Here is a 25,990-nt window from a genome sequence, read left to right on the forward strand (position 1 = left end):
CCAGTGGACGAAAACGGGCTTGAGCCGTGCTTCCTAGCACAAAACCATGGGCCTGTCCCCCTTTTGAACCCTCTGAAGACGGCAGGATTAGGGCGATGACGCTTTCATGACGGCTCCGAAAGTGCTATCGCGCGGCCAGATGAAACGTCCTCTCATTGCCGTTCTGAACGGTCCGAATCTCAATATGCTGGGTCTGCGCCAGCCTGGAATCTACGGTCACGCTACGCTCGACGATGTCGAGCAGGTGTGTATTCAGGCTGCTGAACGCCTCGATGTCGCGATCGATTTCCGCCAGACAAACGGTGAGGGAGAACTTGTGTCCTGGGTGCAGGAGTGTCGCGGCCGCGCTGATGGAATCGTGATTAATCCTGCTGCTTATGGGCATACCTCGATTGCCCTGCTCGACGCGCTTCTTGCGGTTGAGTTGCCGATAGTTGAGGTTCATATTTCCAACATTCATCGCCGGGAGCCATTCCGCCATCATACCTACGTCTCGCAGGCCGCCATCGGTGTGATCTGCGGCCTCGGCGTCAGGGGATACGCGCATGCGCTTCAGGCAATAACCGACATGATCGAAGACGAAGGATGAGCCGCATGCTCGTGGACAAGGATGCCATTCGGGCATTGGCCGATATTCTGACGCAGACCGGCCTGACCGAAATCGAGATCTCCGAAGCTGATAGCCGCATTCGCGTGGCGCGCAACGTCAACGTGGTTCAGGCTGCTGCACCAGCCGTTGCGGCCGCTCCCGCCGCAGCGCCAGCCGCTGCTCCTGTTGCGGCACCTCCGGCTGATCCTGCCAAGCATCCTGGTGCGGTTCCAAGCCCGATGGTGGGTGTCGCCTATCTGGCACCCGATCCGGCTTCTCCGGCATTCGCTCAGGAAGGTCAGACGGTTTCTGCCGGTCAGACGATCATGCTGATCGAAGCTATGAAAACCTTTAACCAGATTAAGGCTCCCCGCTCTGGTACCCTGACAAAGTTCTTTGTCGAGTCCGGGCAGCCTGTTGAATTTGGCGAAGCTCTGGCGATCATCGAGTAATGATTTCTAAAGTCCTTATTGCCAATCGAGGCGAGATCGCGCTGCGTATCCAGCGCGCCTGCCGTGAGATGGGCATCAAAACCGTGGCTGTGCATTCAACGGCCGACGCCGATGCAATGCATGTGCGTCTTGCCGATGAAGCCGTCTGCATCGGTCCACCAAGTGCACGCGATTCTTATCTGAACGTCGCTGCCATTCTGTCAGCCGCCATGATTACGGGCGCGGATGCCATTCATCCGGGTTATGGCTTTCTGTCAGAAAATGCCGAGTTCGCCGAGACTGTTGAAGAGCATGGTCTGGCGTTCATTGGCCCGACGGCGGAGCATATCCGCACGATGGGCGACAAGATTACCGCCAAGACGACCATGCGCGCGCTTGGCGTGCCGCTGGTGCCGGGCTCCGATGGGGCGCTGGTCGATATTCAGGCTGCCCGTGAAGTCGCCGAGAAGGTCGGTTATCCGGTCCTGATCAAGGCCGCTGCCGGCGGCGGTGGTCGCGGCATGAAGGTTGCGCAGACCGCAGATGATATCGAGGAAGCCTGGTCGGTAGCTCGTGCAGAAGCCCGCGCCGCCTTTGGCAATGACGAAGTCTATCTTGAGAAGTATCTCGATCGCCCGCGTCATATCGAGCTTCAGGTCCTTGGGGATGCCCATGGCAACGTGGTGCATTTCGGCGAGCGTGACTGCTCCCTCCAGCGTCGTCACCAGAAGCTGCTTGAAGAAGCCGGTTCCCCGGCTCTGACAGATGCCGAACGTGAAGAAATCGGTCGGACTTCGACCGAGGCTCTGGCACGCATGGGCTACCGGAATGCTGGCACACTTGAGTTCCTGTATCAGGACGGCCAGTTCTGCTTCATCGAGATGAATACCCGCCTTCAGGTGGAACATCCGGTGACGGAAATGGTGTGCAGTGTCGATCTGGTGCGTGAGCAGATCCGGATCGCTGCTGGTGAGCAACTCGGTTATACGCAAAAGGACATCAAGATGTCCGGCCATGCGATCGAGTGCCGCATCAACGCTGAGAACCCGGAAACCTTTGCGCCGAGCCCGGGCACGGTCAATGTTTTCCATGCACCTGGCGGCCTTGGTGTGCGAATGGACAGCGCCATTTACGCTGGCTATCGCATCCCGCCTTACTACGACAGCATGATCGCCAAGCTTATCGTTCATGCGCCGACGCGCCAGGAAGCCATTGCCCGCATGCAGCGTGCTTTGGATGAATGTGTGGTGGATGGAGTGGAAACGGTTATCCCGCTTCATCGGAAAATTCTGGCGGATCCGACTTTCCAGAAAGGTGACTACACAATTCACTGGCTGGAAAACTTTGTCGCCGCCCAGACCAAGTCCTGAAGCGGAGATGATATGATGAGTTATGTAGAGACCATCTTTCTGGACGTTCAGCCGGGGCATATCCCGCAGGTGGTCTCTGCTCTCTCAGGTCTTGAGGGGGTAGGGGCATGGGTGACCGAAATAGGTCGCCTGAACCGCATTACCCTTCTCAGGACAGCGCAGACCTACGAGGCGCTCTTGAATGGCCGTCCAGACGTCTTGTCTAGTCTGCCTCATGAGAACCTGTTTCGGGTGGAAGTGACATCCTGGCGCGCCATCACGCCTGTCGCTAACCCCGGCTCTTATGGAAGTGTCTATGAATGGCGCTGCTATGGGGCCAAGCCGGATGGCATGCCTGACGTTGAGGAGCGTTTCCTCGCTGCTGTGCCGGAGAGAGAAGCGGTCTCCCCGCTGACGTGCACACTCGTCTCTCTTGAGGGCACGCCGCGCATTGCGCATCTGTGGCCTTATGCAGACCTGAATGCACGATCGGAAAAGAGGGCCGCTGCTGTGGCTACCGGAAGCTGGCCGCCAAAAGTCGCGCCGTTTCTGACGCGGATGGAAAGCGAGATTTTGCTTCCATTGGCGATCTCTCTCTGGAACTGAAGTGTTCGGTCTTTAGTGTCCGTATTCAAAAAAGGCGGCCTGCAGAATATGCAGGCCGCCTTTTTTTTGTTTCTGGTTTCGCGCGTTAGATGGGCGCGGGAGCTTACTTCTTGGTCGGATTTGCTGGGGCCAGTGTCGTAACGAAGTCTTCGGACACGAACACAATGGAATCCAGAGCTTCATCCAGAGCCTCTACAGCTTGTTGCGGATGGCGACCTTCCGTGAAGACAGTTGCCCGATTGATTGCACCCTGGAACGGAGCAATCGGGGCAAGAGCGAGAATGAAGTCCGCATTCTGGCCGACGACTTTCATTGTCTGGGCAGCTGAATCCGTATCACCGTTTTTCAGCTGAGCATTGGCAGATGCGACGGCTGCTTTCTGCTCTGGGGCAAGTGTCTCGCTGGCAATGAACTCACCACCTACGGGTAGCCAGTCAACCTGGCCGGAGATCGCATGATGCGTTGAGGGAATTGGGTGCTGTGGGGCTGCGTGCAGATCGTTTTCTGCAGCCTGGAACTTCTGACTGGCCGTTGTTGCGGCTGTCAGTCGCTTCTGGGCGTCGTAGAGAGCCGGAATGGCCGCATCTGTCTGTCCGGCACTCAGGATCTGACGTGCCTTGAGAATGTCCGTAACGGCGCGTTGTCCGTCAGCAGACAGGTGATGAAATGCCCGATGGGCTTTGAAAGATTCCCAGTCCTTATGAAGAGATCCGGCATGCGCTGGCATGGCGGAGAGTGTCAAAGCTGCTGATGCAAGGATGGGAAGTAGAATTCGCATGATGAGATCCTAATGAATATAAAATCAATATCGGGAAACATAAAAATATAATTCAGAACCTATCAAATGAAAGTTGATTTATATTTCATCATTAATCCGGATCAATTTCGTTCTGATTTCCCGTGGTGGGAATTCATTTTGAGTATTTGCTCATCATCGCATCTGCGTATATGAAAATACATAATATTGAAAATACTGGGTAAATCTGAATTTGTACTTTATTTTCATTTTTTCGAAAAAAAACGGTTTAAATGAAAAGATAAAAAGCCATTCTGAGAAATAAAAATAATAAATTTTCTCGGAAAGGCATTGTGAGGTGTTGCTGTTCCAAGTTCGGTTCCGTATGAAAGTAGCCCCTTCACGAGGCTGTGTCTTTCAGCGGAAAGAGCGTTTTTTCCGTCTGGCAGCGCGTGTGTCAGTCGAGCAGCGAGTGTTCCAATGTCTTTGAATTCCGTCGTCGAGAGCGTGACCGCCCGGATCATCGAGCGTTCGAAAGTCTCCCGTCGCCGTTATCTTGCTCTGATGGAGCGAAACCGGGCTAAAGGCGTCTCCCGCCCACGCCTGGCCTGCGGAAACCTCGCTCACGCCATTGCAGCGGCTGCGTCTGACAAGCCGGAGCTCATGCGTCCGGCCAGCACGAACCTCGGGATTGTGACGACTTACAACGACATGCTGTCGGCGCATCAGCCATATGGACGTTACCCGGACCAGATGAAGCTGTTCGCCCGCGAAGTTGGTGCAACTGCTCAGATCGCCGGTGGTGCGCCAGCAATGTGTGATGGCGTGACGCAGGGACAAGAGGGAATGGAGCTTTCCCTGTTCTCCCGTGACGTTATTGCCATGTCCACGGCTGTCGGCCTGAGCCACGGCATGTTCGAAGGTGTCGCGCTTCTGGGGATCTGTGACAAGATTGTCCCGGGCCTGCTGATGGGCGCACTGCGCTTCGGGCATCTGCCGACAATGCTGATCCCGGCCGGCCCTATGCCGTCAGGCCTTCCTAACAAGGAAAAGCAGCGGATCCGTCAGCTCTATGTGCAGGGCAAGGTCGGGCAGGATCGTCTGATGGAAGCGGAAAACGCCTCCTACCATAGCGCCGGCACATGCACCTTCTACGGCACGGCCAATACGAACCAGATGATGGTTGAGATCATGGGCCTCATGATGCCTGATTCTGCGTTCATCAATCCGAACACGCCGCTTCGGCAGGCCATGACGCGCGCAAGCGTCCATCGTCTGGCGGAAATCAGCCTGAATGGCGAAGATGTCCGCCCACTGGCGCAGTGTGTTGATGAAAAGGCCATTGTGAATGCGGCAGTCGGCTTGCTGGCAACTGGCGGTTCGACCAATCACACCATCCACCTGCCTGCCATTGCCCGAGCTGCTGGTATCATTATTGACTGGGAAGATCTGAGCCGCCTCTCAGCAGCAGTTCCGCTGATGACGCGCGTTTATCCCAGTGGCTCTGAGGACGTGAACGCCTTCAATCATGTGGGTGGTATGCCGACACTGATTGCCGAGCTTTCCCGTGCTGGTCTTTTGCACACGGACATCATGACGGTCTCACGCGGCGGGTTCGCGGATTATGCCTGCCGTGCCAGCCTGCAGGACGACGAAGTCGTTTACACGCATGCCAAACCATCGCTGGACCGTGATATTCTCCGGGACGTCAAGGAGCCGTTCAAAGCTGATGGTGGTATCAAGCTCATGCAGGGCAATGTCGGTCGTGGCATCTATAAAAGCAGTGCCATTGCTGAAGAATTCCTGACCATTGAAGCCCCGGCGCGCGTTTTCCATGATCAGCATGATGTCGCCACGGCGTTTCAGAAGGGTGAACTTGAGCGGGATGTCGTTGTTGTTGTGCGGTTCCAGGGGCCGGAAGCCAACGGGATGCCGGAACTGCACAAACTGACGCCAACGCTCGGCGTGTTGCAGGATCGGGGCTACAAGGTGGCTCTTCTGACAGACGGACGGATGTCAGGTGCGAGTGGTAAGGTGCCTGCTGCCATTCACGTCGGCCCGGAAGCTCAGGTCGGCGGCCCGATTGCCCGCGTTCGGGATGGTGACATGATCCGGGTGTGTGCCGTAACGGGGCAGATTGAGGTTCTCGTCGATCCGGCAGAATGGGAGGCACGCGAACCTGTTGCGCCGCCGCCGCCTGCTCTCGGAACTGGGCGTGAGTTGTTTGCCCTCATGCGTTCAGTGCATGATCCGGCCGAAACCGGCGCATCCGCCATGCTGGCCCAAATGGATCAGGTAATCGAAGCCGTTGGCGACGCCATTCACTAAGGACCAAATTTCATGACTGATACTGCCAAACTTGATGCTGTCATGACCCGCTGCCCGGTTATTCCGGTGCTGGTGGTCAATGATGTTGCACAGGCTCGTCCCTTGGCTGAAGCGCTGGTCGCTGGTGGCCTGACCACTCTGGAAGTGACGCTGCGGACGCCTTGTGCGCTTGAAGTGATCGAGGAAATGTCCAAGGTGGACGGTGCGTTTGTTGGTGCCGGCACTGTGTTGAACCCGACGGATCTGGAGCGTGCAGTCAAGGCTGGCTCCCGCTTTATCGTGAGCCCTGGCTTAACCGCACCGCTGGCTGACGCTGCCCGCGACCATGACATGCCTTTCCTTCCGGGCGTCGCAAATGCTGGTGATATCATGCGCGGTCTGGATCTGGGCCTGACACGCTTCAAGTTCTTCCCGGCTGTGACCAATGGTGGCATTCCGGCGCTGAAGAGCTTGGCCAGTGTATTCGGCAATGTCCGCTTCTGCCCGACAGGCGGCATCACTGAAGGGAGCGCTCCCGACTGGCTGGCACTTCCTTCCGTATCCTGTGTTGGCGGATCGTGGATTACGGCAGGTGAGTTCGACGCAAAGACGGTGACGCAGCGTGCTACGGCTGCTGCTCTTTTGCGCCAGAGCTAAGATCCCTTGTAAATTTTTCGCTCCATTGAAAACAGGAAGGCGGTCTGGAAGTGATCCGGATCGCCTTTCTTTTTTCATTAAGGGCCTGTTTCTCTGACTGAGAACGGATAAAGAACATCTCCAGAAGAAGATGGGGGATGGAATTTATGAATATCTTTGCAGGAAAAGGGGTTACGGCCCTTTCCGATAACGTCCGAATCGGATCATAAGAGCCCGTGACTGGACGTTCTCATCTCCTGATTGGCGGATTTGCTGTCTTGTGTGCGATGCGCTGGCATGTGCTGTCGCCTGACCCTTTTTCGGTTTGTACAGGGTTGCTGGGCAGCCTGCTTCCAGACATTGATACGGAGCGCTCCATGCTGGGAGCGCGAGTCAAATTTCTGTCCCGTTTCCTGGCTCGAACCTTCGGCCACCGGGGGATGACGCATTCCGGCGTTGTGCTGCTTCTGGTTGCAGGGCTGGTTGGAGCTTTTATGGGTGAAGGGGCGCTAAGGGGGCCCATTGGTGCTCTTCTTCTGGGCGTTGCCACCCACATTGCGGCTGACCTGCCAACCGGTGGCTGCCAGCTTCTGGCACCTCTTAGCCGGTCCAGACTGTCTTTCTGGCCCTATGTCCGCACAGGCGGCCTAGGCGAGATCATGCTTCTTCTGCCTACTCTCTTTCTATTAGGGTGGGCAGGGTTCGCGGGACGTGACCCATTTGGTAGTCACGCTCCTTACGTCGTGCATCACCAGCGGTTGCACGGACATGTTTTGAAGGATATTGCATTTCCATCATGACTGAGACCCGACTCCCCGTCCGTCGCGCCCTTCTCTCCGTTTCTGACAAGACGGGACTGATTGAACTGGGGCGCGCACTTGCCGCCCACGGTGCAGAACTGCTTTCGACGGGGGGCTCGGCAAGGGCGCTGCGTGAAGCGGGTCTGACTGTCAAAGATGTTTCAGAACATACAGGCTTCCCCGAAATTCTTGACGGTCGTGTCAAGACGCTGGTTCCGCAGGTTCATGGCGGCATTCTCGCACGTCGTGACCTGCCGGCTCATCTGAGCCAGATGGAAGAACACGGCATCGTGCCAATCGATCTGGTCTGCGTTAACCTGTATCCTTTCGCCGCTACGGTTGCATCCGGCGCGGGCGATGAAGACTGTATCGAGAATATCGATATTGGTGGTCCGGCCATGATCCGTGCTGCGGCCAAGAACTTCGATCATGTCACGATCCTGACGTCTCCTCAGCAATACGGTGATTTCGTTCAGTCTCTGGACGCGGGCGGAACGTATCTAAGTGAGCGTCGTGATTATGCCGGTGCTGCGTACGCCCATACGGCGTCTTATGACGGTATGATCTCCCGTTGGTTCGCGGAGCGTGCGGGCGAATTGTTGCCCCCTGTTCTGACGCTCAGTGGCTCTCGCGACGAGCTTCTGCGTTATGGTGAAAACCCACATCAGAAAGCTGCTTTCTATCGTGATGGCAGCACACGGGCGGGCATCGCGACGGCTCGTCAGGTGCAGGGCAAGGCGCTGAGCTACAACAATCTTAATGACACAGACGCAGCGTTCGAGGCTGTTGCTGAGTTTGATGCGCCGACTGTCGTGATCGTCAAGCACGCTAATCCATGCGGTGTGGCGTCTGCTGAAACGCTGGAACAGGCATGGATTGCGGCGCTGCGGTGTGATCCGGTTTCGGCATTTGGTGGCATCGTCGCTGTGAACAGAACGCTAGATGCAGAAACGGCTCAACGCATTAGTGCGATTTTCACGGAAGTGATTGTTGCCCCAGATGCGGATGCGCAAGCTATTGAAATTCTTTCTCGCAAGAAGAACCTGCGTCTGTTGCTCACAGACGGAATGCCTGATCCGGAAGCTGAAGGTCTGGCTTTTCGCTCTGTCGCCGGTGGTTTTCTGGCGCAAAGCCGGGATGCAGGTCGCGTCCTTGAGAGCGATCTGAAGGTCGTCACTAAACGCGCGCCCACGGAAAAGGAGATGAAAGATCTCCTGTTCGCGTTCCGAGTGGCCAAGCACGTGAAATCCAACGCAGTCATTTATGTTCGCAACAATGCGACTGTCGGGATCGGGGCGGGGCAGATGTCCCGTGTTGATAGCGCGCGCATTGCGGCTCGCAAGAGCGAAGATGCTGCGAATGTTGCGGGTGAGACTGCCCCGTTGACCAAGGGATCTGTGGCCGCATCGGATGCGTTCTTCCCGTTCGCAGATGGTCTTGAGAGTGTTGTTGCTGCTGGTGCTGTGGCTGTGATCCAGCCCGGTGGCTCAATCCGCGATCAGGAGGTGATCGACGCTGCCGATGCAGCTGGAATCGCCATGGTCTTCACTGGCATGAGGCATTTCCGGCATTGAAACCTTTCGCTCTCGCAAGCCTGCTTCTGGCTTTCTCCGCCCCGATGGTCGCCGAGGCAGCGCCATGTCTGTATGACATGTCACCGCTGCCCGTCACGAAAGGGATTGTCTCCCGTATTACGCCTACAGGTGTGATGCTGCGTGATGGGACGACTGTCATTCTTCCAGAAGAGCTTCTGGCAGGTGTACGTCTGGCACAGCCTCTTGCTGTGAGAGGACTTGTGGCAGCTTCGTCCCATACGGTGCAGGCCTTTGCGCTTGATGGAATACCGCCGGTTTGTCCGGCACCAGCAGCGATTACGCGAGGACCATTTCCTGGTTCTCCCGGATACGATCACATTCAGAACTGAGTTTGATACGCGGCTTCTTGGAAAAGGGCCGCGTATAAACCTTTTCTTTACGCCTGTCGTGCCACTCTTCTTTCCGGTTGTTTCACCGGGTGTAGGAGGGCTTATCATTGTCGCAGATTTTGCCCGTAGCAACGCCCGCGATAGCGCTTGGTGGCAGCGTCTTTCCTGTTGGTGCACAGCTTGCTTCCAAAGAACGATTTCAGGATTTTCTGAAAAGCTACGTTCACGAGAAGACACAGCCGCCTGACGCCAAAGCTGTCTCTAGCAAAAATACTCCTCCGTCGCCGGGTGAAAAAAGTACCCAGACGGCCAGAGTACCTGAAGGCGGCCAAGGCCCCCGTGTTTCAACGGAAAACTGCGGGGGGGCTCGAAGCTTAAAATCTTCGAGCCCGGCTACAAAGGTCTCCGAACAGCCTGTTCAATCGAGTTCGCTTCCAGAGAAATTTGAGAAAACATCGAGTGCGACCAAGGTGGTTCAACGTCCCTCGGAAGTATCGGCTCAGAAGATTTCTATGGGTCCCTCTACAGAGGAAGTTACAGAAACGTTTTTGCCCGCGCTGCAAAATGATAACGTATCCGCACCAGGGAAGACGGATGAACCTGGTTCGGGCGAACGCGTTGAGTTGCCTACACAGTGCGTTTCGGATCTAGAAGACGATAGCACTCAAAGTTCGGTATCTGAGCCTTCTCTCAGTGTCGCTTCGTTCAATTGTGAAACGAAACCCGCGACAGATCAGCTTGAAGTAAGCAAAGACCTGCAAGTTTCTGAAACAGAGAGTGCAGGGGTGGTCTCTCTTGCGTTGGTAGAAAATGTTGATGTTGCGCCAGCACCGATTGCTGAGGTCCCGGGGTTATTCCTGGAACTTTCGACCTCGAAATTGCAGAACTCTGATTCCGGACATAATAGCCTTCTAACACCGACGCAGGACGAGGCGCGTCAGTCAGCTTTGAACGGCCCTGTCATCACGCACCAGGCAACAGGTCAGCACCTCAATACCCAGATTGAAATGTCCTTAGAGCGTGAAGGCAAAATCCGCATGTCTGTTGAGGAAGACAAGGACGGGGGACGCCACATCCACATTCTGGCTGAAAGTTCAGATGCACTGCGAAGTCTTTCAACAAATAAAGAGAGCTTATTGTCCTCACTGAACCAGAGAATTTTGCCTGTCTCAGCAGACCGGACTGCAATATCCACAGAAGTTACGTTTGGTTTTCTGGGATCTTTCTCTCAAGACTATCCCAGAAGTTCTGATCGGGAAGGCAGTCAGCAACGATCGCCCGCTGTTGGTGGTTCTTCCGAGGTCTCATCTGAAGATCTTAATGAGAGAGCCTCCGTATTTCCTCGAAAAATTTTACGCGGTGTTGTTGATCTGACCGCATAAAGGACGCTTGTTTTATGGTCTCTTCTGTCAATTCATCATCGCTTCTCAGCCAAGCTGTTTCGGCAGCCAAGTCCAGTGCATCATCGCAAGCGTCTGGTGCAGCCACATCTACGGCGAGTAGTGTCGGCAGTGCTGCGCTGTCCTCCATGGCGGGAAATTTTAATCAGTTCCTGACGCTTCTGACTACTCAACTCCAGCATCAAGACCCGAGTAATCCAACCAGTACCGACAGCTTCACAAGTGAGTTGGCGCAGTTCGCAGGTGTGCAGCAACAGGTTGAGACGAACACCAATCTTACCAGCCTGATTTCTGCTACTCAGGACACGCAGATTACGTCTGGTGTCGCTCTTGTGGGTAAAACAACCACGGCCACAACTGCTTCGTTGCCCTTACAGAATGGCAACGCGAGCATGACATTTACGGCGCAGCAAGCCGGACCTGTAGCCATTGCAGTTACCGATGCCAGCGGTCAGGTCGTCAAGACCGACACGATGACGGCGACTGCGGGGACGAACTCCTGGTCATGGGATGGTATTGATAGCAGTGGAACAAAAATGTCTGACGGTCAGTACTTTGTTGCTGTCGAAGGGACTGGAACAAGTGGGGAAACGGCGTCTTTTCCAACAACGGTTTCCGGTACGGTAACAGGTCTGACGCGGACATCGAGTGGTATCAATGTACAAATGGGAAGTGCAACAGTGCCGCTGAGTGACTTGGATGGATTTTCGGGAGTCTGAACGACGAGCGGGGGAAATTCTGTCGTTTTAAGCGGACGTTAACCTTTCCTGTCCACAATACCTGTCAGTAATTGCAGCAGGACAGGGTGAACGCACATGTGGGCAGGGCTTGAGGCACCTCCTGGAAAAGCTTGTACGCAGATGACCGCATGGTGGGCGCATAAGTGAAGGCTCTTCTCACAAATCTGAAGCAGCTTGGCCTCCCGCGTCTGGCTGCCCTGGGTGCAGTGGGTGTGGCTCTGCTTGTGCTTCTCGGAGTTTTGGTCATGCATGGTGTAAACTCTGCTACCGGGCTGCTTTACAGAGATCTCGATCCCAGAGAAGCCGGTGAAATCGTAGATCAGCTTGCTAAGGCCCATATCGTTTATCGCCTGCAGGATCAGGGGGCGACGATTATGGTCCCTGATGATGAGGTTGCTAAGGCGCGCCTTCTTCTCGCAAAAAGTGGACTGCCGTCGGGAGGCTCGGTCGGGTACGAGATTTTCGATAAGGGAAACAGTTTTACAGCGACGCAGTTTGAGCAAACAATCAATGAAACGCGTGCGCTGGAGGGAGAATTGGAACGGTCAATCCGTCTGATTCACGGTGTTCGTAATGCGCGTGTTCATCTTGTACTGCGCCACAGAGAACTCTTTTCGACGAACGAACAGGGAGCTCAGGCGAGTGTGCTTCTTTCCATGGAAGGTGCGCGCCGTTTGGATGAGGAGAGTATTGCGGCGGTCGTTAACCTGGTTTCCGCAGCCGTACCGGGTTTGGAGGCACAGAATATCTCGCTTGTCGACAATCGCGGGCATGTCCTGCTGCGGCAAGGCGCGGGAAGTGTCGATGGTAATCAAACGGCGGAAATGCAACGGCAGGCGCTGGAGCAACGCATCGCTCGTGAAGTTGAGGATATGTTGGGAGCTTCTGTTGGCATAGGGCATGTGCGGGTGGAAGCGACCGTAGCGATGAATAATGATCGTGTGCGGGAAACTCAGGAAAGTTACGATCCTGACCAGCAGGTTCTTCGTTCTCAGCAAACCAAAAACGACAAAAGTATAAATACACAAGGAACAGCGAATACGACGGTTGGAAACAATCTGCCGAACGCTAATGCTGGTCAGCCGCAGAACGGAAGTCAAAGCAGCAGGCAGGAGCAGACGGATAATTACGAGATCGGCAAGAAGGTTCGGACCCTGGTACAGGATCAGCCTCGAATTGCTCGTATCAGCGTTGCTGTCATGGTTGATGGAGCCGTCCAGACGGATGTGAAAGGTCAGCATGCCTGGCAACCAAGGAATACTCAGGAACTGGATAGGCTAACGGCTCTGACCAAGACGGCCATTGGTTTCGATCAGGCTCGTGGCGATGTTGTGACCGTAATGTCGATGCAGTTTTCTGATCTCGAAGCGGCAATGCCCGCACCACAGCAGCCTTTTCTAAAGGGTTTCCTGAGCCGCTCGAATGAAATGGAAGCCGTTCGTTTCGGTATTTTTGCTCTGTGTCTTTTGATGGTGCTCTTCTTTGTTGTGCGGCCCCTGCTACGCCCGGCTGGGGGCGGAGTTACGGCAGGAAATGTTCTTTCTGATGAAAGTCGCGGCGTTGTTTCCATGCGTGAGTTAGGAGGTGCACTGGCATCTGAGACTGGAAACCCTACTGCTCTTTTGCCTGCTCCATATGATGCCACAACCCCTCTAACGGAGAGTGATGAAGAAACAATCGCTGTAAGTGGCGTTTCCGGCCGTATTCGAGCTTCTTCTGTTCAGAGGGTTGTTGATCTCGTCGAAACGCATCCTGCGGAAAGTATTGCACTGATGCGTAATTGGCTGATGCCGAGACAGGAGGGGCACTGAAAATGATTGGATTGGAAAAATCTGTCACGGGTGCGCAGAAATCCGCGATTTTAATGATGGCATTAGGAGAAGAAAACTGCGCTCGCTTGTTTGAGCAGATGCATGAAGAAGAAATTCGAGAGATTTCTGCCGCCATGTCTCAGCTTGGAATGGTTTCTGCAGAAACTGTTGAAAGTGTCTGTCACGAATTTAGTCGGAGCCTTGGGTCTTCAGAAGTCTTGATCGGGGATATCGAGACAACAGAACGATTGCTCAAAAATACGCTCCCCGCTGGGCGAGCCGCAGCCATCATGGAAGAAATTCGTGGTCCTGCCGGGCGAACTATGTGGGACAAACTCGGAAACGTTTCAGAGGTAGTACTCGCGAACTATTTAAAAAATGAATATCCACAAACTGTCGCTGTTATTCTCAGTAGAATCAAAGCTGCACATTCTGCGAAAGTATTAGCCCTGCTTCCAGAAGAATTTTCGCTCGATGTTATGACGCGAATGCTCAAAATGGAGAATGTGCAGAAAGGTGTTCTGCATAGTGTAGAGCAGACGTTGAGATCTGAATTTGTCTCTAATCTCCCTCGTGGCTCACATAGAGACAGCCATGAAGTCCTCGCAGATATCTTCAATAACTTTGATCGAAGACTTGAAGCGCGCTTTATGACGGCCCTGGATGAGCGCAGTCATGATGATGCGGAACGAATTAAGAGCCTTATGTTTACTTTTGAGGAGTTGGCTCAGGTCCCTGTAGAGGGCCTCATGGTGTTGCTCAATCAGATCGCCCGAGAAAGTTTGCCAATTGCTCTCAAAGGCGCAAGCGACAAACTGCGAAGTGCATTCCTCGCTGCAATGTCTGAGCGTGCAGGGCGCATTCTGATAGATGAAGTTGAGGCATTGGGGCCTGTGCGCGTTAAGGACGTTGACGCGGCCCAGAGTGATATTCTTCTTGTTGCGAAAGTTCTGCTTGATCGTGGGGAAATTGAACTCCTGGACCAAGAGCAGGCTGCAAATGAGATGCTTGTATGATCATGACTGACTATGACCGTCGTGTTCAGGTTTCTAAGGCTCTTTATGCTGAAGATTTTGACGTTCCTGCTTTGCCAACTGTCGAACCAGAGTCAGCTTCAGAAATGTGTCCCGTAGAAGTAAATACACCTGAGATCTATACTGAAGAAGATTTGGATCGTGCTCGGAGGCAGGAAAAGGAGCGTGTATCTGCATTAGAACGCAGTTATTATAAAAAAGAAAAATCTGAATGGAAGAATTGCATTGAGAGCAGTTCTTTGAATATTCTAAAAAAAATTTCGGATCAGGCAAACCAGTGTGCACATCAAGCGGCCGAAGATGTTGCACATGCTATTTTCTCTTATTTGGCTAAAATTTTTCCAACCCTCCTAGAGAGTTACGGGCCAGGAGAACGGGATGCCTTGGTTGATAAAATCATGCCGACGCTCCGGGAAGCAGCGCGCGTCAGAATAGAAGCTAAATCTCAAGAACTTCAGCATTTATTAACGCTGTGTGAGCGAGAAGGAGTGGAAGTGATTGATTGTCGTGCAGATGACACTTTGTCTTCGGGAGACTTTCGAATTTCCTGGTCGACGGGAAAGGCCAGCCGAGAGGCAGGAAGCCTGGTGCAGGAAATTTTGAAGGTATTTTCTTTGGATAAAATTTCACCTGCCGTTAGCGCGGAATAATTGAAATGCCTGATACACAGAATAATTTCGATCTTGATGACGTCGAGGCAGTATCGGCGCAGTCTGTAGAACCGCCACGCTTCGCTCATGATCTCGAAGCGATCTACGATATCCCGGTAACGGTAAGTGCAGTTCTGGGACGTGCGAATATGCAGGTAAGCCAGTTATTACGCTTGGGTCGTGGGGCCGTTGTGGAGCTTGATCGCAAAGTCGGTGATTCGATTGATATTCTTGTGAATAATCGTCTGATAGCCCGTGGTGAAGTGGTGATGGTTGATGAAAACCGACTTGGGGTAACCATGACGGAAATCATCAAATCTGGAAAAGTTAAAAACTGAAAAAATTTCCGAATATTTAACTTATAGGGATGTATTTTTCCTGAGGTGAAAATTTAATCAGGTAAGATTATTATTATGAATACATCAGAAGGGGCTCTTTCTTCCATTGTGAAAAAGACCACTCTCTCTGGTTACTTTCAGAAATTTCCTTTGCCTGTCTGGTTGCGAGGAGGGCAGCGTTGGTTGCCGGGCACCGATGTTGGATTGGCATTGGCTGTTGCGGCATTGCTTTCAATCCTCGTCTTGCCGCTTCCGACATTCATTCTGGATGTGGGGCTTGCGCTCTCAGTGACGGCGTCTGTGCTCGTTTTGATGGTTGCCTTGTTTTTGACGCGACCACTCGACTTCACCTCCTTCCCCACATTGCTCCTCCTCACAACACTGCTCCGTCTGTCGTTGGAGGTTGCGACGACCAGACTCATTCTTAGTCACGGCTATGAGGGGATGTATGCAGCAGGCCATGTCGTAGCTGCTTTCGGGGGCTTCCTCATGGGAGGTGATGTCGTAATCGGCGCGATCCTGTTTGCAATCCTTCTGGTTGTGAATTTCATGGTGATCACCAAAGGATCAGGACGTATTGCCGAAGTGGCAGCACGCTTTTCGCTGGATGCCATGCCTGGAAAGCAGATGGCGATTGATGCTGAACTGTCTTCTGGCGCCATCAGTGACAAAATTGCTCGTCAGCGTCGCAAAGAGCTTCAGGAAGAAAGCGGGTTTTATGGAGCGATGGATGGTGCGGCCAAGTTCGTTCGTGGAGATGCAATCGCAAGTCTGATTATTACGGCAATCAATATCGTCGGGGGGTTGGCAATCGGCATTGGGCGTCATGGAATGTCTGTGGCGGATGCAGCTTCTGCTTTTACGACTTTGACGATTGGCGATGGTCTGGTGTCGCAAATTCCTGCTCTGCTGGTCTCTACGGCCTCGGGTATTGTGGTGACTAAGGGAGGGACAGAAGGAGCAGCAGACGTGGCTTTGGTGCGGCAACTTGGGGGTAATCCCAAACCGCTGGCTCTGGCTGCTGGCTCAGCGGCTGTTCTTTCATTGATGCCCGGTCTGCCAACGCTTCCTTTTCTTGGTTTGGCGGCTCTTGCAGGAGGAGGAGCATGGTTGCGGTACCGCTCTCCGGTTACGGATCATGATGCTGAAGAGGATGCCGTTAGCCTTCCTGAAAATACGCAACCCGGTGAGCCCCCTCTTACTGAGAGCTTACGCGTCGATTTGTTGCGTTTGGAATTGGGTTTCAATTTACTGTCAATCGCGAGCGGTGATGGCGCGCGTTTGACAGAGCAAATCAAGGTTCTCAGGAGAACAATTGCTGGAGAAATGGGGTTTATTTTACCTCCGGTTCGTATTCAGGACAATTTACAGCTATCGTCCAATGCCTATTCTGTAAAAATTAAAGAAATCGAAATTGGGCATGGGGAAGTACAGATAAGCAGGCTTCTGGCAATGAACCCTAAGGGCGGATTACCGGATTTGCGTGGCGAAGAAACACGAGAGCCCGCATTTAATCTACCGGCCTTGTGGATTGATCAAAGTGAACGAGAGAACGCGATAATTAAAGGTTATACTGTTGTTGATCCAGCAAGTGTTATTATTACGCACTTAACTGAGTTGGTTCGGGAAAACATGGCAGACCTTCTCTCTTACTCCGAAACACAGAAACTTCTGGATGAAATGCCACGTGATCAGCAAAAACTGATTGTCGATCTCATTCCGTCTCAAGTGTCAGTAAGTGTTGTTCAGAGAGTTCTACAAAGTCTTCTGGCTGAGCAGATTTCAATTCGTGATCTGTCGGGTATTTTAGAGGCGCTTCAGGAAGGCTGTGGGCAAGGTCTGAAATCTGTTGTGGCGTTGACCTCACATGTCCGTAGTCGTCTGGCGCGTCAGATCAGTTTCGCTGTGACCGGGCCGAAAGGTTATATTCCTGTTCTGACACTCAGCCCCGATTGGGAAGTCGTGCTGTCAGAGAACATGATTGGTCCTGCAGATGACCGCCAGTTGGCTCTCCCGCCATCTCGCCTTAGCGAATTGGTAGGAAAGCTGAGGCAGGCGCTGGATGTAGCTTTGGGGCAGGGTGAAAACCCGGTTATTCTTGTCGCCGGGGGGATGCGTCGTCCCATGCGAATGATTGTGGAGCGTATCCGTCCTTCGACAATGGTGCTCTCGCAGACAGAAATTTCTACTCGCGCAAAGATACGGACCGTTGGGGTAATCCAGTAAAAACGCGAGAGATCATGTCCTCATGCATTGAAAGCGGCGACTGTAACTCGAGAAATCCGGGCTTACCTCGGACTCTGTGATCGCTTATGGTCTCGGGTCATTGCTTAAGGAAATGTACTGACCATGCGTGTTGCACTGATCCAGATGGCTCCTTCGGCTGACCGGGAGGCGAATATTTCCCAGGCTCAGCGTCTCGTCGCGGATGCTGTAAAAGCTCGAAACCCTGCGCTGGTCGTTTTGCCAGAGGTGTGGAGTTGTCTAGGCGGGACAGCCGAGACAAAGCATGCAAATGCTGAGAGACTGCCTACTCCAGGAGAGCAGGGCGGCCCTCTGTACGAAGCTTTGCGTGCGATGGCGAAGGAGCATGGGATCTGGGTTCATGGTGGCTCGATTGGGGAGATCGTGTCGGGTGAGGGTAAAAACAAGTTGGCGAATACGTCGCTGATTTTTGACCCTCAAGGTAATGAGTGCGGTCGCTACAGGAAAATTCACCTTTTTGATGTGGTGACGCCGAATGGTGAGGGCTATCGGGAGAGCGATAGTTATGTGCCGGGTGACAGTGTAGAGGTCGTGGACATCTCGAGCGTCCCGACTGGTCTTGCCATCTGTTACGACCTGCGATTTGCTGAACTGTTCCTCGCATTGCGGGCAGCCGATGTGGCGATGATCATCTTGCCTGCTGCGTTTACACAGCAGACAGGGGAAGCTCATTGGGAAATCCTGATTCGGGCGCGTGCCATAGAGGCGCAGGCATGGGTTATTGCTTGCGGTACAGCCGGTTGGCACACGGATGCTGCTGGAAACGAGCGTCAAACGTATGGGCACTCCATGATTGTGAATCCCTGGGGCGAGGTTGTTCTGAAACTGGGTGGTGAAGCCGCTTGGGGAACTGCCGATCTCGATTTTGATCAGGTGCGTCAGGTGCGTGAGCGTATGCCCATTCAGGCAAACAGGCAGTTGATCTAACCCTCATGAAAATTGCTTTTGTAGCGGCGTCAACAGATGTCGCCCAGGATGCGCTTGCTGTTCTGGTTGCCCGGTATGGCAATGTGCCGCTCGAGAACGCGGATGTAGCTGTCAGTCTTGGGGGCGACGGCTTCATGCTTGAAACGCTTCATCGTGTCCTTGGACTTGAACTGGCTGTGTACGGCATGAATTACGGGACCATCGGGTTCCTCATGAACACGCCAAATGAAGATAATCTTCCGGAACGCCTGTTAAACGCGCAGCCTTCTTTACTGCATCCGTTGCATATGACAGCGAGAACAGTCAGTGGGGAGGTTTTCGAAGCACGCGCGTTCAATGACGTGTTCCTGTTTCGGCAGACACGTCAGACATCCCGTATTCGCATTGAAGTTGATGGGCGGGTCAGATTGGAAGAGTTGATCTGTGATGGCGTGATCGTCGCGACCCCTGCGGGATCGACGGCATATAATCTTTCGGCACATGGGCCTATTGTGCCGTTAAGCGCTAACATATTGCCCCTGACGCCGATTTCTGCTTTCCGGCCCAGGCGCTGGCGGGGTGCCCTTTTGCCATCGTCAGCCGTGGTCAGACTGACTTTGATGGATACAGACAAACGGCCAACAGCTGCAGTAGCAGATTTTAAAGAAATTCGTGATGTCGCGGAGGTCATCGTAAAAGAGGACCGTAAGCTGCATGCCACGGTCCTCTTCGATCCAGATCATGGACTGTCCGAGCGTATTATTGCCGAGCAGTTTCTGGAGTAGTGCTTTTTACAGGATTGGTGTCAGCAAGGGTTTTCCGTCAAAGTGCGCGATGAGATTATCTACCATCAGGTTGCCCATGATGGTCCGTGTTTCTACGGTTGCTGAGGCCTGGTGAGCTTGTAGGACCGTATTGTCCAGCTTGAAAAATGCTGGATTGATATTTGGTTCATTCTGGAACACGTCCAGTCCGGCGCCTGCAATTCGCTTTTCTTGCAAAGCTGAAAGCAAAGCCGCCTCATCGACAACCGATCCGCGAGCAATGTTGATCAGGACGCCGTCTGGCCCGAGAGCGTCAAGAATTTCCGCGTCAACCATATTGGCTGAGCGAGGGCCTCCCGAGACTGCCAGAACGAGAATATCGCTCCATTCAGCCAGTTTCTTCAGATCACTTTCGAAACGTACGGCGCTTTCAGGACGAGGCTTCGAATTGAAATAGGCCAGTTCCATACCGAATGCGGCTGCACGGTGGGCGATGGCTTGCCCGATCTGACCAAAACCTGCGATGCCCATCCGTTTTCCGGTCACGCTTCGGGAAAGTGGGAGGGAGTTTTTGGACCACTCACCAGAGCGAACAAAGCGGTCATTCAAGACCGTATCGCGCATCACGGAAAGGGTCAGAACAATGGCCATGTCTGCAACGTCATCGGTGAGCGTGCCAAGCGTTGTGGCAACACCAATTTTGCGACGGCGTGCTTCTTCAAGATCGATCTGATCTGTGCCAACGCCATTGACAGCGATGACTTCCAGCGCGGGGAGTGCGTCCATGATGGGGCGTGGAAGTCCTGAACCTCCCCCTGTAGCAACTCCCCGGATTTTATCTGCGAGTGGCTTGAGCTGATCGAGATCACTATATTTGTGCAGGTTAAAATGCTCTGCAAGTCGCGCCACGATCCCGGCTGGGAATGGGTCGATCATGAGCAGGTCAGGTTTGGAAGACAAGGCAGTTCTCCTGTTGATCAGTGACGGGAGGGGAGGGCGTCGAGCTCTTTGTCCGCAAGGGCGCGGCATGCTTGTTCAACGTCGTTCCATGTGACTGTAAAGCCGCTCTCTGGGCCATAATAAGGGTCATCGACGTCTTCACCCTCTCGGCCAGGAATGTGGTCAAGCATAAGGGAAAGGCGTGCTCTGCTATCCGCAGGCTGTATATTTTGCAGGTGGGTCAGGTGTGAGTGATCGAGAGCAATGATGTGGTCAAAGCGGTAGAAGTCATCTTCGCAGACCAAGCGTGATCTGAGTGCCGAAGCATCCAGGCCATGTCGACTTGCCACCTTGCAGGCTCTCGGATCAGGGGGATACCCGAGGTGCCAATGGCCGATTGCTGCAGAATCAATATCGAGTTCAAGCTGTCGCCTTGCAGCCTCTCGGCGCATGGCGAGTTCAGCGAGTGGAGAACGGCAGATATTGCCTGTGCAGACAAACAGAAAGCTACTTAAGCGCCGGTTAACCATATAAAAAATGCCATTGTTGCAATGGAGGTGAGTGTTCCGAAAAACAGGACGGAAGCGATTTCGCGTTCCAGAACGTGATACCGCATTGCCAGAATAACGTTGATGGAGGCACTTGGGATCGCCATCGTCAACACACTTTCCTGAAGGGCCTGCGGCGGAAGGTGCCATGCGCGTGCCAGAGCATAGATTATGCTTGGAATGACAATGTTGCGGATCCCCACAATTGTGCCCACCAGAGGACTGAAACGGACCTGTCGCGTAAATAACACCACGCCGGATGCGAACAGGGCCGCTCCTCCGGTCGTGTGGCCAAGCAGAAGAAAAGATCCCTTCAGAAAGACGGGAAGGAAAGCGCCAGCGCTGACCAAAACAAGAGCTAACAAGGGCACCCAGACCACGGGTTCGCGGCATGAATGAAGAAGGTGTCCTACCAGCTCTCTGAATTCGTTACGTGTTTCCGTGGCAGTATCGCGAGCCGGTTGATTGCCGTGGTCGTGACCCATCAGAATAAGGGTGATGGGCAACTGGATCAGATTCATGGCCAGGGCGGCGATAGAAATCGGTACACCGCTGGCGGCCCCGAAAATCTGCCCCAAGACGGGAATACCAATAAACGGGACCGAAGGCCCGGTGATTGTCATGGCAATAATTGCGGCTTCGCTCAGTCGGCGCTTCAGTGCAAAACGGAACACGCTGAAAACGGCGGCATATCCGCCCACCATAGCCAAAAGTATGAGCGCCGCTACCGGGCCAGCAGATAGCACCTGTGCTTTGGGTGTGCTCAGAATGGAGACGAAGAGTTCGAGCGGAAGGGCATAGAGCATGACCAGTCGCGTCAGAACGCCTGCCTGCTGGGCATCGAAATCTTTACGGTATGCGGCGAAATAGCCGAAGCCCAGTGTGACCAGAATGGGCAAAATAGCCTGGATGATCGTGAGCAGCAGGTTGGGCGAAGAGGTCATGAGATGCTCATAAAAAGTCTGATGTTCCAGGTGGCGCTACCCTCTTTCGTAATGACATCGTTATCATCCGTCCATCCCCGGCTCTGGAAGCGATTGACCGAAGGAAGAGGGTGATGTCTTTGTAGGATGCTTCTAATTCAATTCATGCCCTGGGCGACCCATGCAATCCATTTTTGACACCTTGCTCAGTTTCATCCTGATGCTGCTGGGCTTCATCGTTGCGGCTGTAGCCTTTGTGGAGGTTTCCGCACGTGCCGTGCTGAGTAGTATCGGAGTACATGGGCAGTTTCAGACAGTCCTTTTATTCTGCCTGTTGTGTGCTCTGATTGTTTTGGCATTTCGCATTTTTGGACGGTTACTGGCGGTGCTTCTGACAGCGGCTATCGTCGTATATTTATTGCATGCGCTTCTTGGTATTCCTCACAACATTCCCGTCAGGGGCACGGCGCAGGATAAGGCAATTACGCTGTGAAGTTGTGGTGTCCGCGAGAGGATTCGAACCTCCGGCCCCAGGATTCATACCACTTCGACTTTCGCCGCCACACTCATAGCTGAGCATGTTCGTGGTCTGGACTGTCTCTTCACCACGACCCCGCGAGAGGAGCCAAGGTGTCACCCGTACAGTCTCTACACCTTCTTTCCGCTAAGGGCGGAAAGCTTGGCTCGGGATTGGCACGGCTTAAGTGAGCCAGAGCGTTCCCCGAATTTGAGTGAATCCACCATGAAGTTTCCTGTCATGGCGCCCAATTCAGACTTTAGGAATCCTGTGCTCTATCCTGCTGAGCTACGCGGACACACGTGCAGTTTGTTATCCCAAGATGCCTGCGGCTGCAAGCTGGGCTCTTGGATGTATATAAATTGAAAACTTGTGTTAATATATTAAAAACGTTATATGATATCAGTGGGATGCACTCATTGCGCGTGTTGCAATATAATTACTAAATTAACATAAAAACGTAATTTATATTTCTGTTTGTGGGGGTTCTGGCATATTTATGTATTCAAATTGGACTTCGAAAATGGAAGAAGATTCTTGCACTTTCGTTTTGTCTGTGGTTCCAGTCATCCCTGTCTAGGAAGTTTCTTGATATCAAACTTTCAGAAGTGTCTGTGTCAAAAACTGTCTTTGGTGGTGCGCCATACTCGTGGCTTACCCTCAGGGTAGGCGGAGACTAGTGCGTAAATAGGTGGAATATTTTTCACGTCGGAAGATGTGTGGAAAAGTTCGACCTTTGAAATAGATCTTTCCACAGGGATTTTAAAAATCTTTTGCTGGAAAGGTGGTTGCTGGACATCATCAGCACCTGGGTAGGGAGGATGGCAATGCCACAACCTGTTCCTACAGCGAGCGTTTTGAAGCGCCTGTTTCAGGTCTGTCAGGGTTGAGAGTTGCTTGCCATGGTTTCGTATCGAATATCTGATCAAGATAATCTTCGTCTTTTTCATGCATTTCGGTCTGACTGCGGGTATTGATGGGTATGACTAAGATGCTTTCAAGTTCAGTGCGACAGGCCCGTGAAGCAGACCCGACACTTTTACGCCTCAAGCTGATTGGGCAAATGGAAGCACGGACCCTGACAGGGGAGAGTGTTCTTCCTGTTGGGGGTAAAACACGCGCGCTTTTGGCCATTCTGGCTCTCTCTGACAGGAAGCCCGTCCTTCGTTCTCGGCTGGCTGAATTGCTCTGGAGTCGCCGGCCAGAAGATATGGCTCGTGCGTCGTTGCGGCAGGAAATTCATCGTCTTCTTGATGCTCTAAGCCCGCTTGGCGTCGAAATCATAGACGTACAGCGGCATTCTCTCATGCTTAAGCCTGCCCTGACTTCTGTAGATGCAGAACGTATTCTGACGGCGAGCGTAAGAACCATTGATAGCATCCCGGCTCCTGAGGAAGTGCTGCTTGGGGAGTTGAGTGGCATTGATGTGGCCCTGGATGAGTGGCTGAACCAGCAACGCGCCCGGCTGTCGCATCATCTACTGGGGCTTTATGAAAGCTGCCTGCGTGAGTTGACTGACCCGGAGCAGGTTGATGACGTTACTGACCGTCTTCTGAAAGTTGATTCTCTGAATGAGGCTGCATGGCGCGCTAAAATTCAGAGCGCCCTCCGTCGCGGTGAGCAGGCAAGGGCCGTACTCCTGGCGGAGCAGGCTGTGCGGGCTTTCGGGCAGGAAGAAGGGCATGTGGCAGGCCCTGTTACTCAGGCACTGATTTCGAGTGTTCTGAAAGCGGCGGGGCTTGAGCCAAGTCTTACGACCGCTGGAATTGCAGAACTGGAGAGTACGTCTGTACTGTTTCCGGGGAGCGACGAAAATCTTCTCGGCGCTGCTGGCGCACAACGCACCGATCCAATGCTGGCATTGCCTCTGCATCTTTCGCAAATGGCGGCTGGGCAGTCTCGAAAGATTTCGTTGCTGGTCCTTTCGCCCTTTGCCGCTGACGGGTTGAAAGATGCTGAGTTAAAATGTGCGACCAGCCTTAGTGATCAGTTTGAGTTGCTGTTCGTCCATGTCGATACATTCGACATCGTTGCAAAGCCTGAAGGGTTTGTGCCTGATCCGGCTAATCCGATGGCATCGTATCGGGGGCTCGGGGCTGATTATGTTGTCACGGGGGCTGTCCGTTCAGGGGCTTCGGATAATACCTTCCGGCTTATCCTGAAGGTTCTGGACGTTCGGGCGGGCGGATTTATTGTCTGGGGTACGTATTACGATCTGCCTGATCTGGACCCGATGTCAGTCAGTAACGGGCTGATCGGCCCGGCGACAGCAATGCAATGGGGTCTTCTTCTTGCCGAGGGGCGCCGTACAGCGAACCGGGCTGACACGGAGCTTTCGGCTCTGGGTAAAGCCACTCGGGTCTTCATGTTGCTATTGAAGCGGGACAATGCCCTGTTCCCGAGGATTAGGCAGCTTCTGGATGCTGCCGGACTGGAAGACCCCCGGGAAGGCACTGTAGCGGTCATGCAGGTGCTTTACTGCCTGATCCGCTACGAAAATGACTGGAGTGCTGAAGGTACAGCTCTACTTGCGAATGGTATCAAGTTCGCGCGGTTGCTGGTTAATCTCAAGCCAGATGCGCCTGGTATGGCTATCCTTTTGTCGGCGTTTCTCATGCATGATCCGGCATCTGTGCCTTTGGCACGGTCAATCGTGCGGATGTGTGAAAAGTCCATGGCGGGGCCTTCCGGGACACATAATCTGCACGATGTGCTGCTCTGTCGCGTCCTGCTGCATGTTCTGGACGGAGATCTGGAGGGTGCAGCTGCGATCGCTGGAAAACTGCGCCATAATCCGTATCATTCTCCGCTTTCCACATTGATCAGACCATTTTTCATGATGATCATGATGCTGGGTGGAGAGAGGCAGGACGTCATTGAAATGGGGCGCCTGATGGCAGGGCTACACCCCAATTATTCAAGTGCGTTGGTCTATTATCTGGCGGCTTTGGTGCTGGAGGGCGAAAGTGCTGAGGAGATCCAGCAGGTTCGCGAGCACTTGCACCGGTTGGTCCCCGACCTGACAATTGAGAAGATTTTGAGCCGTTTCCCATATCTGAATGCCACTAAAAAGGCAGAGCTTCAGCAGGCTTTCAGCTCGACAGGTCTTTTATAAACCGCTCATGTGCGGGTAGGGCGCTTGGCCTTACCCGGTGAGCGCGATATGAACACGGAATTGATGTTGCCCGGATTCAGGTTTCGCCAGTCTGTCTCCATGCCCGTGACGGCCCTGGCCCGGCCCGCAGGACCACCATGATGTCTCGTATGCAGATGATTGTTTCCAGCTCTTCCCGTCGTTCCGCGTTCCGGACGGCCCTAGGCATTCTTGCCGTCGGTACAGTTGCAGCCTGTGGCGGCGCTCGTGATCCCAGTAGCCTTACTGCCCCCCGTAATCATCTGCTTGGCGTTGATCGCGGTGCAGAGGGTGGTGCGGACCAGCTCAAGGGCGGCGTTAATGCCTATCTGTGGCGTGGTGCGATTGATACGCTCTCGTTCATGCCATTGGCTTCGGCAGATGCTGTTGGTGGGGTCATTCTGACGGATTGGTATCAGCCGCCATCCAGCAAGGATGAGCGTTTCAAGATTGCTGCGTATGTACTCGACCGCCGGATGCGCTCTGACGCGCTTCGTGTCTCGGTATTCCGGCAGGTGTTCCAGGATGGTGAATGGCAGGATACTCCGGTTTCAGCCACGACTACATCTGACATTACGACCCGCATCCTGACCCGCGCCCGCCAGTTGCGCGCAGAAAACGGCGAACAGGGTAACTGAGTTAGA

Annotated in this window: 25 protein-coding genes; 21 read left to right on the top strand and 4 right to left on the bottom strand. The window is 53.6% G+C overall.

All coding sequences use genetic code 11. From position 1 onward, the window contains the following. Window positions 1–139: 139 nt before the first annotated feature. The 4 genes from aroQ to KP702_RS09160 are packed head-to-tail and all read left to right on the top strand — an operon-like array spanning window position 140 to window position 2,975. A complete protein-coding gene (aroQ, locus tag KP702_RS09145; RefSeq protein ID WP_023943307.1) occupies window positions 140–589 on the top strand; it encodes a type II 3-dehydroquinate dehydratase in 450 nt (149 codons plus the stop codon). Beyond that, window positions 586–1,041, top strand: coding sequence for an acetyl-CoA carboxylase biotin carboxyl carrier protein subunit (locus tag KP702_RS09150; protein WP_099213141.1), 456 nt, complete (start codon window positions 586–588; stop codon window positions 1,039–1,041). The genes aroQ and KP702_RS09150 overlap by 4 nt, the downstream gene beginning before the upstream one ends. Further along, the gene (accC, locus tag KP702_RS09155; RefSeq protein ID WP_215768808.1) at window positions 1,041–2,390 is read left to right on the top strand and encodes an acetyl-CoA carboxylase biotin carboxylase subunit; all 1,350 of its coding nucleotides are present in this window, start codon (window positions 1,041–1,043) and stop codon (window positions 2,388–2,390) included. The genes KP702_RS09150 and accC overlap by 1 nt, the downstream gene beginning before the upstream one ends. A gap of 12 nt (window positions 2,391–2,402) precedes the next feature. After that, complete coding sequence (locus tag KP702_RS09160; RefSeq protein ID WP_252348633.1) at window positions 2,403–2,975, top strand: NIPSNAP family protein; 573 nt, start codon at window positions 2,403–2,405, stop codon at window positions 2,973–2,975. A 103-nt stretch (window positions 2,976–3,078) separates the two neighbouring features. On the opposite strand, the gene KP702_RS09165 is transcribed toward KP702_RS09160, so the two are convergent. Beyond that, window positions 3,079–3,753 carry a YfdX family protein gene (locus KP702_RS09165; protein ID WP_215768809.1) on the bottom strand — a complete coding sequence of 225 codons (675 nt, stop codon included), beginning with the start codon at window positions 3,751–3,753 and terminating at the stop codon, window positions 3,079–3,081. A gap of 438 nt (window positions 3,754–4,191) precedes the next feature. Here KP702_RS09165 and edd point away from each other — a divergent pair, with 438 nt between their 5' ends. The 14 genes from edd (at window position 4,192) to KP702_RS09235 (ending at window position 19,307) form a co-directional block, all read left to right on the top strand. Then, window positions 4,192–6,039 carry a phosphogluconate dehydratase gene (gene edd / locus KP702_RS09170; RefSeq protein ID WP_202207748.1) on the top strand — a complete coding sequence of 616 codons (1,848 nt, stop codon included), beginning with the start codon at window positions 4,192–4,194 and terminating at the stop codon, window positions 6,037–6,039. 12 nt (window positions 6,040–6,051) lie between these two features. Further along, window positions 6,052–6,675, top strand: a complete 624-nt coding sequence (gene eda, locus KP702_RS09175; protein ID WP_202207747.1) for a bifunctional 4-hydroxy-2-oxoglutarate aldolase/2-dehydro-3-deoxy-phosphogluconate aldolase — start codon at window positions 6,052–6,054, stop codon at window positions 6,673–6,675. Window positions 6,676–6,890: 215 nt separating this feature from the next. Then, window positions 6,891–7,454 carry a metal-dependent hydrolase gene (locus KP702_RS09180; protein ID WP_202207746.1) on the top strand — a complete coding sequence of 188 codons (564 nt, stop codon included), beginning with the start codon at window positions 6,891–6,893 and terminating at the stop codon, window positions 7,452–7,454. Continuing rightward, window positions 7,451–9,028 carry a bifunctional phosphoribosylaminoimidazolecarboxamide formyltransferase/IMP cyclohydrolase gene (gene purH, locus KP702_RS09185; RefSeq protein ID WP_202207745.1) on the top strand — a complete coding sequence of 526 codons (1,578 nt, stop codon included), beginning with the start codon at window positions 7,451–7,453 and terminating at the stop codon, window positions 9,026–9,028. The genes KP702_RS09180 and purH overlap by 4 nt, the downstream gene beginning before the upstream one ends. Next, on the top strand, window positions 9,025–9,378 hold the full coding sequence (locus KP702_RS09190) for a hypothetical protein (RefSeq protein WP_215768810.1): 354 nt from the start codon (window positions 9,025–9,027) through the stop codon (window positions 9,376–9,378). Before purH ends, KP702_RS09190 begins: the two co-directional genes overlap by 4 nt. Before the next feature lie 107 nt (window positions 9,379–9,485). Continuing rightward, window positions 9,486–10,760, top strand: coding sequence for a hypothetical protein (locus KP702_RS09195; protein WP_202207743.1), 1,275 nt, complete (start codon window positions 9,486–9,488; stop codon window positions 10,758–10,760). A gap of 14 nt (window positions 10,761–10,774) precedes the next feature. Then, on the top strand, window positions 10,775–11,497 hold the full coding sequence (locus tag KP702_RS09200; RefSeq protein ID WP_202207742.1) for a flagellar hook assembly protein FlgD: 723 nt from the start codon (window positions 10,775–10,777) through the stop codon (window positions 11,495–11,497). A gap of 164 nt (window positions 11,498–11,661) precedes the next feature. Continuing rightward, window positions 11,662–13,329: a flagellar basal-body MS-ring/collar protein FliF gene (gene fliF / locus KP702_RS09205; protein ID WP_215768811.1), complete on the top strand. Its 1,668-nt coding sequence runs from the start codon at window positions 11,662–11,664 to the stop codon at window positions 13,327–13,329. A gap of 2 nt (window positions 13,330–13,331) precedes the next feature. Next, window positions 13,332–14,345, top strand: coding sequence for a flagellar motor switch protein FliG (locus KP702_RS09210; RefSeq protein ID WP_202207740.1), 1,014 nt, complete (start codon window positions 13,332–13,334; stop codon window positions 14,343–14,345). A gap of 2 nt (window positions 14,346–14,347) precedes the next feature. After that, a complete protein-coding gene (locus KP702_RS09215; protein ID WP_215768812.1) occupies window positions 14,348–15,013 on the top strand; it encodes a hypothetical protein in 666 nt (221 codons plus the stop codon). Window positions 15,014–15,018: 5 nt separating this feature from the next. After that, entirely contained in the window at window positions 15,019–15,351 is a 333-nt protein-coding gene (gene fliN / locus KP702_RS09220) for a flagellar motor switch protein FliN (RefSeq protein WP_202207738.1), read from the top strand. Between the two features lie 75 nt (window positions 15,352–15,426). Beyond that, entirely contained in the window at window positions 15,427–17,577 is a 2,151-nt protein-coding gene (gene flhA / locus KP702_RS09225; RefSeq protein ID WP_202207737.1) for a flagellar biosynthesis protein FlhA, read from the top strand. A 123-nt stretch (window positions 17,578–17,700) separates the two neighbouring features. Beyond that, on the top strand, window positions 17,701–18,543 hold the full coding sequence (locus KP702_RS09230) for a carbon-nitrogen hydrolase family protein (RefSeq protein WP_202207736.1): 843 nt from the start codon (window positions 17,701–17,703) through the stop codon (window positions 18,541–18,543). A 5-nt stretch (window positions 18,544–18,548) separates the two neighbouring features. Continuing rightward, complete coding sequence (locus KP702_RS09235) at window positions 18,549–19,307, top strand: NAD kinase (protein ID WP_202207735.1); 759 nt, start codon at window positions 18,549–18,551, stop codon at window positions 19,305–19,307. Window positions 19,308–19,313: 6 nt separating this feature from the next. Here the strand turns inward: KP702_RS09235 and KP702_RS09240 are convergent, their stop codons facing one another. Genes KP702_RS09240 through KP702_RS09250 form a run of 3 tightly spaced genes read right to left on the bottom strand, consistent with a single transcriptional unit; the run spans window position 19,314 to window position 21,717 of the window. Then, the gene (locus tag KP702_RS09240; protein WP_202207734.1) at window positions 19,314–20,246 is read right to left on the bottom strand and encodes a 2-hydroxyacid dehydrogenase; all 933 of its coding nucleotides are present in this window, start codon (window positions 20,244–20,246) and stop codon (window positions 19,314–19,316) included. Between the two features lie 17 nt (window positions 20,247–20,263). After that, the gene (locus KP702_RS09245) at window positions 20,264–20,755 is read right to left on the bottom strand and encodes a low molecular weight protein-tyrosine-phosphatase (RefSeq protein WP_202207733.1); all 492 of its coding nucleotides are present in this window, start codon (window positions 20,753–20,755) and stop codon (window positions 20,264–20,266) included. Beyond that, window positions 20,737–21,717, bottom strand: a complete 981-nt coding sequence (locus KP702_RS09250) for an AEC family transporter (protein ID WP_202207732.1) — start codon at window positions 21,715–21,717, stop codon at window positions 20,737–20,739. Before KP702_RS09250 ends, KP702_RS09245 begins: the two co-directional genes overlap by 19 nt. A 160-nt stretch (window positions 21,718–21,877) precedes the next feature. Here KP702_RS09250 and KP702_RS09255 point away from each other — a divergent pair, with 160 nt between their 5' ends. From KP702_RS09255 to KP702_RS09265, 3 genes are all read left to right on the top strand, one after another. Beyond that, entirely contained in the window at window positions 21,878–22,189 is a 312-nt protein-coding gene (locus KP702_RS09255; protein ID WP_202207731.1) for a hypothetical protein, read from the top strand. A gap of 1,000 nt (window positions 22,190–23,189) precedes the next feature. Continuing rightward, the gene (locus KP702_RS09260; protein WP_202207730.1) at window positions 23,190–25,328 is read left to right on the top strand and encodes a hypothetical protein; all 2,139 of its coding nucleotides are present in this window, start codon (window positions 23,190–23,192) and stop codon (window positions 25,326–25,328) included. 74 nt (window positions 25,329–25,402) lie between these two features. After that, window positions 25,403–25,984, top strand: coding sequence for a DUF3576 domain-containing protein (locus tag KP702_RS09265; RefSeq protein WP_215750795.1), 582 nt, complete (start codon window positions 25,403–25,405; stop codon window positions 25,982–25,984). Window positions 25,985–25,990: the final 6 nt, after the last annotated feature.

The organism is Gluconobacter sp. P5B12 (assembly GCF_018812035.1).
Lineage (GTDB): Bacteria > Pseudomonadota > Alphaproteobacteria > Acetobacterales > Acetobacteraceae > Gluconobacter.

Bases quoted from the DNA above. Each gene is read 5' to 3' on its own strand.
- KP702_RS09200 (WP_202207742.1), top strand. From the start codon at position 10,775: ATGGTCTCTTCTGTCAATTCATCATCGCTTCTCAGCCAAGCTGTTTCG.
- KP702_RS09165 (WP_215768809.1), bottom strand. From the start codon at position 3,753: ATGCGAATTCTACTTCCCATCCTTGCATCAGCAGCTTTGACACTCTCC.
- KP702_RS09250 (WP_202207732.1), bottom strand. From the start codon at position 21,717: ATGACCTCTTCGCCCAACCTGCTGCTCACGATCATCCAGGCTATTTTG.
- KP702_RS09230 (WP_202207736.1), top strand. From the start codon at position 17,701: ATGCGTGTTGCACTGATCCAGATGGCTCCTTCGGCTGACCGGGAGGCG.
- aroQ (WP_023943307.1), top strand. From the start codon at position 140: ATGAAACGTCCTCTCATTGCCGTTCTGAACGGTCCGAATCTCAATATG.
- KP702_RS09210 (WP_202207740.1), top strand. From the start codon at position 13,332: ATGATTGGATTGGAAAAATCTGTCACGGGTGCGCAGAAATCCGCGATT.
- KP702_RS09235 (WP_202207735.1), top strand. From the start codon at position 18,549: ATGAAAATTGCTTTTGTAGCGGCGTCAACAGATGTCGCCCAGGATGCG.
- KP702_RS09255 (WP_202207731.1), top strand. From the start codon at position 21,878: ATGCAATCCATTTTTGACACCTTGCTCAGTTTCATCCTGATGCTGCTG.
- accC (WP_215768808.1), top strand. From the start codon at position 1,041: ATGATTTCTAAAGTCCTTATTGCCAATCGAGGCGAGATCGCGCTGCGT.
- KP702_RS09245 (WP_202207733.1), bottom strand. From the start codon at position 20,755: ATGGTTAACCGGCGCTTAAGTAGCTTTCTGTTTGTCTGCACAGGCAAT.
- KP702_RS09160 (WP_252348633.1), top strand. From the start codon at position 2,403: ATGATGAGTTATGTAGAGACCATCTTTCTGGACGTTCAGCCGGGGCAT.
- KP702_RS09150 (WP_099213141.1), top strand. From the start codon at position 586: ATGAGCCGCATGCTCGTGGACAAGGATGCCATTCGGGCATTGGCCGAT.
- KP702_RS09260 (WP_202207730.1), top strand. From the start codon at position 23,190: ATGGGTATGACTAAGATGCTTTCAAGTTCAGTGCGACAGGCCCGTGAA.
- edd (WP_202207748.1), top strand. From the start codon at position 4,192: ATGTCTTTGAATTCCGTCGTCGAGAGCGTGACCGCCCGGATCATCGAG.
- eda (WP_202207747.1), top strand. From the start codon at position 6,052: ATGACTGATACTGCCAAACTTGATGCTGTCATGACCCGCTGCCCGGTT.
- KP702_RS09215 (WP_215768812.1), top strand. From the start codon at position 14,348: ATGACTGACTATGACCGTCGTGTTCAGGTTTCTAAGGCTCTTTATGCT.
- purH (WP_202207745.1), top strand. From the start codon at position 7,451: ATGACTGAGACCCGACTCCCCGTCCGTCGCGCCCTTCTCTCCGTTTCT.
- flhA (WP_202207737.1), top strand. From the start codon at position 15,427: ATGAATACATCAGAAGGGGCTCTTTCTTCCATTGTGAAAAAGACCACT.
- fliN (WP_202207738.1), top strand. From the start codon at position 15,019: ATGCCTGATACACAGAATAATTTCGATCTTGATGACGTCGAGGCAGTA.